At 59.3% G+C, this 6,397-nt stretch carries 6 protein-coding genes; 1 reads left to right on the plus strand and 5 read right to left on the minus strand.

Annotated features, from left to right (window positions below):
- Window positions 1-7: 7 nt before the first annotated feature.
- Window positions 8-1,306: an FtsX-like permease family protein gene (locus tag ACIREA_RS23795; protein ID WP_397384834.1), complete on the minus strand. Its 1,299-nt coding sequence runs from the start codon at window positions 1,304-1,306 to the stop codon at window positions 8-10.
- 153 nt (window positions 1,307-1,459) lie between these two features.
- Window positions 1,460-2,803 (minus strand): OFA family MFS transporter, encoded by a 1,344-nt coding sequence (locus tag ACIREA_RS23800; RefSeq protein ID WP_397384835.1) that lies wholly within the window; start codon window positions 2,801-2,803, stop codon window positions 1,460-1,462.
- Window positions 2,804-2,946: 143 nt separating this feature from the next.
- Between ACIREA_RS23800 and ACIREA_RS23805 the strand changes: the two genes are divergently transcribed.
- Window positions 2,947-3,126, plus strand: a complete 180-nt coding sequence (locus ACIREA_RS23805; protein ID WP_395730891.1) for a hypothetical protein — start codon at window positions 2,947-2,949, stop codon at window positions 3,124-3,126.
- Between the two features lie 71 nt (window positions 3,127-3,197).
- On the opposite strand, the gene ACIREA_RS23810 is transcribed toward ACIREA_RS23805, so the two are convergent.
- From ACIREA_RS23810 to ACIREA_RS23820, 3 genes are all read right to left on the minus strand, one after another.
- The gene (locus ACIREA_RS23810; protein ID WP_397384836.1) at window positions 3,198-4,292 is read right to left on the minus strand and encodes a type IV pilus twitching motility protein PilT; all 1,095 of its coding nucleotides are present in this window, start codon (window positions 4,290-4,292) and stop codon (window positions 3,198-3,200) included.
- A gap of 16 nt (window positions 4,293-4,308) precedes the next feature.
- Window positions 4,309-5,361, minus strand: a complete 1,053-nt coding sequence (locus ACIREA_RS23815; RefSeq protein ID WP_397384837.1) for a type IV pilus twitching motility protein PilT — start codon at window positions 5,359-5,361, stop codon at window positions 4,309-4,311.
- 58 nt (window positions 5,362-5,419) lie between these two features.
- Window positions 5,420-6,397 (minus strand): AGE family epimerase/isomerase (locus tag ACIREA_RS23820; RefSeq protein ID WP_397384838.1); only part of this gene is annotated, 978 nt, incomplete at its 5' end.

Raw genomic sequence — 6,397 nt, forward strand, 5'->3', positions numbered from 1 at the left:
ATTCCGATCAGTCCCGCAACGCCACCGCAGGGTCCACGCGTGAGGCCAGCCAGGCGGGTGGCAGGGCGGCGAGGAGGCAGAATGTGATGGAGCCCAAGCAGGTGACAACGATGAACCAAGGTTCGATCTGAGCTGGAATGGTGGCGAGGAACATGCCGGAGTCGGCGTTGGCGCTGCCCCCGCTCAGGACCGCGATGCCCATGCGGATTTCATCGCGGTACTGCAGTACGACTCCGCTAAGTATGAGGCCCGCCAGCGTTCCGAGGGTGCCGACGAAGGCGGCTTGCGAGACAAAGATGCCAATGATCTGGCTCTGCCGCGAACCGAGCGCGGTCAGCACGCCGATCTCGCGCCGCTTCTGGGTCGTGACGGTGATGGTCGTGTTCATGACCGAGAACGCGGCGACGATGGCGATGATCAGGAGAACGATCCACATCATGACGCGTTCGTTGCTCATCGCGGCCAGGCGTGCATCGCCAGCATCGGTCCACAATGAGGCGCTCCAACTGGCGGGAACGAGTCCTGCAATGGTGAAGCGTTTCATCACTTCCTTGACCTCGCCCGGCTGCTTCAGTTCGATGAGCACACCGCTGACCTTGTCGCCAAAGCCAAAGATCTGCTGCGCCGTTTCCAGAGTGACGTAGCCGTAGGTGCCGGCGGATTCCATCTGCGTGGTGCCCAGCAGCTTGATCTCCCTGGGATTCAGCTTGATCTCCTCATAGGCGGCATGGCGTTTCGTCTCGTCCTGCTCATCCGAGGCGATGCGGAAACGTTTCACCGCGCTGGTGACATTGCTGGAAGCATAGACGCTGATGGCATCTCCGGGATGGGCATTGAGTCCGCCCGCCACGTAATCGGCACAGACCACACCGCCCGGAGTGAGTTCCAGCACGCCTTCGGCCTTGTGCTTGGCGACCTTGGCCATGTAAAACTTCGCGCCATCTTCCGGCAGGCCGAGAACATCCATTCCTGACTGCTGGCCATCGTGCTCTGCAAACATGGCGCTGCCAATATAGCTGCTGGCGGCGAGTACGTCCGGCTGCAGGCGTACCTTGGCGAGCACGTCGGCTGCTGATTTGGTATCCGTGGGTTTTTCGTCCTGGGGCCGCAGCAGGATGTGTGGCTCTGAACCGATGAGTGTTTTGCGGAACTCACCTTCAAAACCCTTCATGACCGAACTGACCACGATCATCATCAGAACACCGACGGCGACACCGAGGATCGAGATGACGGTGATGACCGAGACAAACGAACGCTTCGCACGCAGATAGCGGCGGGCGAGGAAGAAGGTGACGTTCGAAAGCATGTGGGGCGCAACAAAGCGATGCCCGCGCTACTTCGCAACTGCCGTGATGCCAAACAGCGGCAACGATTTCTGCACGGACTGATACACGCCCCAGCCGAGCGGCACGGTGATCCAGGTCCAGGCGAGGAGAAGGGTGAGAGCTTTCATGGTGAATCAGGCTTGGGCGTTTTCAGCGAGGTGGTGCTTGGGATCGACGGGGCGGACAAGGAGGTTGGAGATCAAACCGACGACGAGCAGGCCGACCATGAGGTGAAAGATCGAGTTGTAGGCCTGTTCGGGCGGCATGACTTTTTTATTGGCCACGGAAAGGCGGTCCATGAGCTGGGGGCCTAGAATCGCCGCCACCGACCAGGCGGTGATGAGACGGCCATGGATCGCGCCGACTTGATAGCTGCCAAAGAGATCGCGCAGGTAGGCCGGGATCGTGGCAAAACCACCGCCATACATCGTGAGGATCAGGCCGGTGGCCACGACGAAGAGCGTCACGCTGCCCTGGCCCTGGATCCACGGCACGCTGGCATACAGGGCGGCGCCGAGAATGAAGTAGATGCAGTAGATGCCCTTGCGCCCGATGAAGTCGGACATGGAGGACCAGAAGAATCTGCCGCCGAGATTGCAGAGTGAAAGGAGGCCGACGTACCCGGCTGCAGCCGCAGGCGTGACCTTGAACATGTCCTGAATCATGGGCGAGGCCTGGCCTAGGATGCCAATGCCGGCGCTCACGTTCATGCAGAGCACGACCCAGAGCATCCAGAACTGAGGTGTCTTCCAGGCGGTGTCCACGGCGACGTTTGCAGTCGTGACCAGCTTTGAAACATGCTCCGTCGGCACCCAGCCGGCGGGCTTCCAGCCTTCCGGCGGCACACGGACGATCAAAGCGCCAAATGTCATCGAGATGGCATAAAGACCCGCCATCACCAGCAGCGCCTCACCGGCCCCGACGGAGCTGGCCGTGGCAAAGCGCTTCATCAGTTCCTCCGCCAGCGGACCGCCGATGAGCGCACCGCCGCCAAATCCCATGATCGCCATGCCGGTGGCCATGCCCGGGCGGTCGGGAAACCATTTCATCAAAGTGGAGACTGGAGCGATGTAACCCAGACCCAGCCCGATGCCGCCGATCAAACCATATCCCGCATACAGTAGCCATAGCTGATGCCAGCGCACGGCGAGCGCCGTGAGCACCAGACCGCTGCAAAAACAAAGCATGCTGGCGAGCATGGTTTTACGCGGGCCGCTGCGCTCGACCCACTTGCCAAAGAATGCTGCAGAGAGGCCGAGCAGAGCGAGCGCGATCGAATAAGCCACGCCGACATCCGCTTCGCTCCAATCACCAGCGCTGGGGGTTGTGATGCCCAGCGCCCTGGCGAGCGGTTTCTTGAAAACGCTGAATCCATACACCTGCCCGATGCACATGTGAACAGCGATGGCGGCAGGCGGGACGAGCCAGCGGCTGAATCCGGGGCTGGCGACGGTGGCTTCACGGGAGAGGAAAGACATGGTTGTAGGTAGTAGGAGACCGCAGGTGGTTTCCTGGCGGATCGGACAAGGAAAGCTCAAAGATCGACAAGAAACGCCCGGTTTCGTCCGTTTCGAGCATTGGCCGGTCATTTCACCCGCCACACCCATACCCACATACCTCGATGAAAACACTGCTCACCATCTGCGCCCTCTCCTTCACTTCGGTCGCCATGGCCGCCGACAAATGCCCCATCAGCGGCAAGCCTGCTGACTCCAGCATCACCAGCACCGGCAAGGACGGCAAAACCGTCGCTTTCTGCTGCGAAAAGTGCAAAGCCAAGTTCGACGCCAAGAACAAGTAATCACCACGGCGCTGACACAATCAGCGTTTGAAAAGGGCGGAACCGGGAAGCTGGTTCCGCTTTTTTGTGCATTAGCGCTGCCGCGCTTCACGCTCACGCATCTTGCGCTCATAGCCCGCGATCACGAAATCTTTGTCGCGTGCGCGCAGAAGGGCGTCATCGAGGGAAATGAAGCCATGAATGGCAAGATGGGTCACGCTGTCATCAATGGTGTGCATGCCATCGTTGGCACCGATTTGAATCAGGCTGGGAAGCTGCTGGAGCCGGCGGGAGCGGATACAGGAGGCGATGCCCGGATTGTTGACCATGATTTCAGAGGCCATCACCCGGCCGTCCTGATCAAGCCGCGGCATCAGATTCTGACAGATGACGCCTTGCAGGCAGTTGGCCAGCTGCGAGGCCACGAAATCCTGCTGGTCTTCTGGGAAGGCATCCATCACACGCATGACGGTCGAAGGAGCGTCCTGGGTGTGCAGGGTGCTGATGACGAGGTGACCGGTCTCGGCGGCGGTCAGCGCGGTGCGGATGGTCTCCAGATCACGCAATTCGCTGATGACGATGACATTGGCGTCCTGCCGCAACGCGCTGCGCAGGGCCTGCGCAAAGGAGTGTGTGTCGCTGCCCAACTGGCGCTGGCGTACGAGGCTGTGCGAATGTTTGAAAACGTACTCAATGGGGTCTTCGATGCTGACAATATTGACCCGACGTGATCTTGAGATGTGCTGCGTCATTGAACTCAGAGTCGTTGTCTTGCCGGCATTGCTGGTTCCTGTGACAAGGATCATGCCGCTGCTCAGGGTGCAGAAGCTCTCCACCGTTGGGCCGTGACCCAGATCGCGCAGCTCAGGGATCACCTCGGGAATAAAGCGGAAGGAGGCTTCGATACGCCCAAGCACGTAGCAGGCATTGCCACGGAAGCGTCCCAGATTCGCCACCTGAATGGCGAAATCCAGTTCCCATTCCTGCTCCAGTTTGACACGCTGAGTTTCTTTCAAGACGCCGAAAACCAGGTCGCGAATGTCGCCGATGTCGAGGATTTCATCCGTCAATGGCTGGAGCTGACCGCTGATGCGTCCTGTGGGAGCGGCACCCACGCTAAGATGCAAATCCGAGCCACCTTGATCCGTGACCATGACAAGATATTCAATGAGATCGTGGGCGCGCATGATGAGAGAAGAGTGGTCAGGAGATGCCGCGCGCGGCGCGGCGGAATTCAGCCTCGTTGCCAATGGAGGCGATGGCTTCAGATTCTGAGATGATGCCCCCCTGGTAGGCTGCAATGATGGACTGCAGGAAGGTGCGCGTATTGGGATCGGTGCCGCGGCTCATGTAGTCTGTGATGTCCGCGACGCTTCGTTTCGCGATCCAGTCACGCACGGCTCCACCGTTTTCCAGGTGTTCTGACAGCATGGAGAGCTTGCCTTGGACGTTCGGGACGAGTTTCTGGCACAAGACTCCGATCAGCTGATGTGAAAGCAGGTGCAAACCGATGCCGACTTGATCCGGAGGGAACATGTTTACAAAACGCTCCATCGTGTCGGAGACGGTGGCGGAATGCATTGACGCGAGCACGAGATGGCCGGTTTCACAAGCCTGGAGCGCGGTGAAAGCTGTTTCGTGGTCACGAATTTCTCCCACAAAGATCACATCCGGCGCCTGACGCATGGCACTGCGCAGGCCACGGGCAAACGAGGGTGTGTCGCGGCCCACCTCACGCTGGGTGAAGAGGCAGCGGTTGTTGGCAAAGATGTACTCCACCGGATCCTCGATCGTCACCACGTGACGGGCGATGTTTTCATTCATCCACTGCAGCAGCGCCGCCAGCGTGGTTGATTTGCCCTGACCCGTGGCACCGGTGACGAGAATCATGCCGTTCTGTTTCTGCGCCCAGCGCTGCAGCAGCCAGTCCGGCGCGCCCAGTGTTTGCATGGCCGGAATATCTGTGCGGATGCGGCGCAGTACCGCAGCCATGCGGCCCAGCACCTTGTGCAGATTGACACGGAAGCGTGTGTGTGTGCGGGAAAGCAGTCCAGAGTCACGGTCTGTGTCATTCAGCGTGTCACCGCCACAGGCCTGCCAGAGTCCGGCCATCTGGGGCAGGAGAAGCGGGTCATCGCCAAAAATCATGAGCTGTTCGGCGATCTTCATTCGCGGCACTTCGCCTTCCTGCAGGAAAATATCGCTCGCCTGATGCTCTTCAGCGGCTTGGAGGATGTCGTCGATGGTAATGGCCATGGTTGTTTTCAAGCTAGCGGGCACCGCTCAGGTGCTCAACCTCGCTCTCAGGGTTTTGTTACAAGGAATCTGATGGGATGCCGTGGTCTTCCAGCAACTGCCCGCAGTACCAAAGCATGCGCGGCAAATGGAACGGTCCCTTCCACGTGCCGCCCTTCAGCTGGGAGGATGGTGTGCCATCCCGATGCAGGTAGCCAAACCACTCGCCGTAGGCAGGGTCGGGAAAGTGCGCAAAACTCCAGTCATGCACCAGCTGATGCCACTGTGCGTATTTGGCATCCCCGGTGATGTGCCAGGCCAGATGCGTGGCGATGATGGCTTCATTGTGCGGCCACCAGAATTTCATGTCGTGCCAGTATTCCTGCACCGGTTTGCCCTGCACATCACGGAAATGGAAAATACCGCCGTGCTCCTCATCCCAGCCGCGCTGCCACATGCAGTCGAGGATCTCCAGACCGAGCTTGATGTAGCTGTTCTCACCACGCCAGCGGCCTTCATGCAGAATGAACCAAGCACACTCAAGTGCATGGCCCGGATTCAATGTGCGCCCGTCGAAATGGTCGATGAGCGATCCATCCGGTGAAACGACCTCCATCAATGCCCCGATGTCCGGTTTGAAAAAGAACTGCTGGATCTCCAAAATGAAGCGGTCCGCCCACTCTGAGCAGCTATGTCCTGAAATCTTCACATCCCCCAGGTTGGCGCGCAGTTCCTGCGCTGTGGCGATGCCGATCATCAAGGCGCCGATGCTCATCATGGGCCGCGTGTTCGGCTCAATCTTCGGATGCATCAGACCCTTCTCGAAGGAGAATTTCAAATAGGTGGCGAAGTCCTTCTTGGCACGTTCGGCATAGCTTTCATCGCCCGTGGCCTTCGCATAGGCTGCATGGGCAATCGACGCAAAGGCTTCGCTGAACACATAGCGCCGCATGCGCAGCGGTCTGCCTTCGCGCGTGACGGTGAAGAATAATTTTCCATCCGTGGAGTAGCCATGCTTCTCCAGAAACGCCAGGCACGATCCTGCGGCCTCGATCCA

Source organism: Prosthecobacter sp., assembly GCF_044373815.1.
Taxonomy (GTDB): domain Bacteria; phylum Verrucomicrobiota; class Verrucomicrobiia; order Verrucomicrobiales; family Verrucomicrobiaceae; genus Prosthecobacter.

Bases quoted from the DNA above. Each gene is read 5' to 3' on its own strand.
- ACIREA_RS23805 (WP_395730891.1), top strand. From the start codon at position 2,947: ATGAAAACACTGCTCACCATCTGCGCCCTCTCCTTCACTTCGGTCGCC.
- ACIREA_RS23810 (WP_397384836.1), bottom strand. From the start codon at position 4,292: ATGCGCGCCCACGATCTCATTGAATATCTTGTCATGGTCACGGATCAA.
- ACIREA_RS23815 (WP_397384837.1), bottom strand. From the start codon at position 5,361: ATGGCCATTACCATCGACGACATCCTCCAAGCCGCTGAAGAGCATCAG.
- ACIREA_RS23795 (WP_397384834.1), bottom strand. From the start codon at position 1,306: ATGCTTTCGAACGTCACCTTCTTCCTCGCCCGCCGCTATCTGCGTGCG.
- ACIREA_RS23800 (WP_397384835.1), bottom strand. From the start codon at position 2,803: ATGTCTTTCCTCTCCCGTGAAGCCACCGTCGCCAGCCCCGGATTCAGC.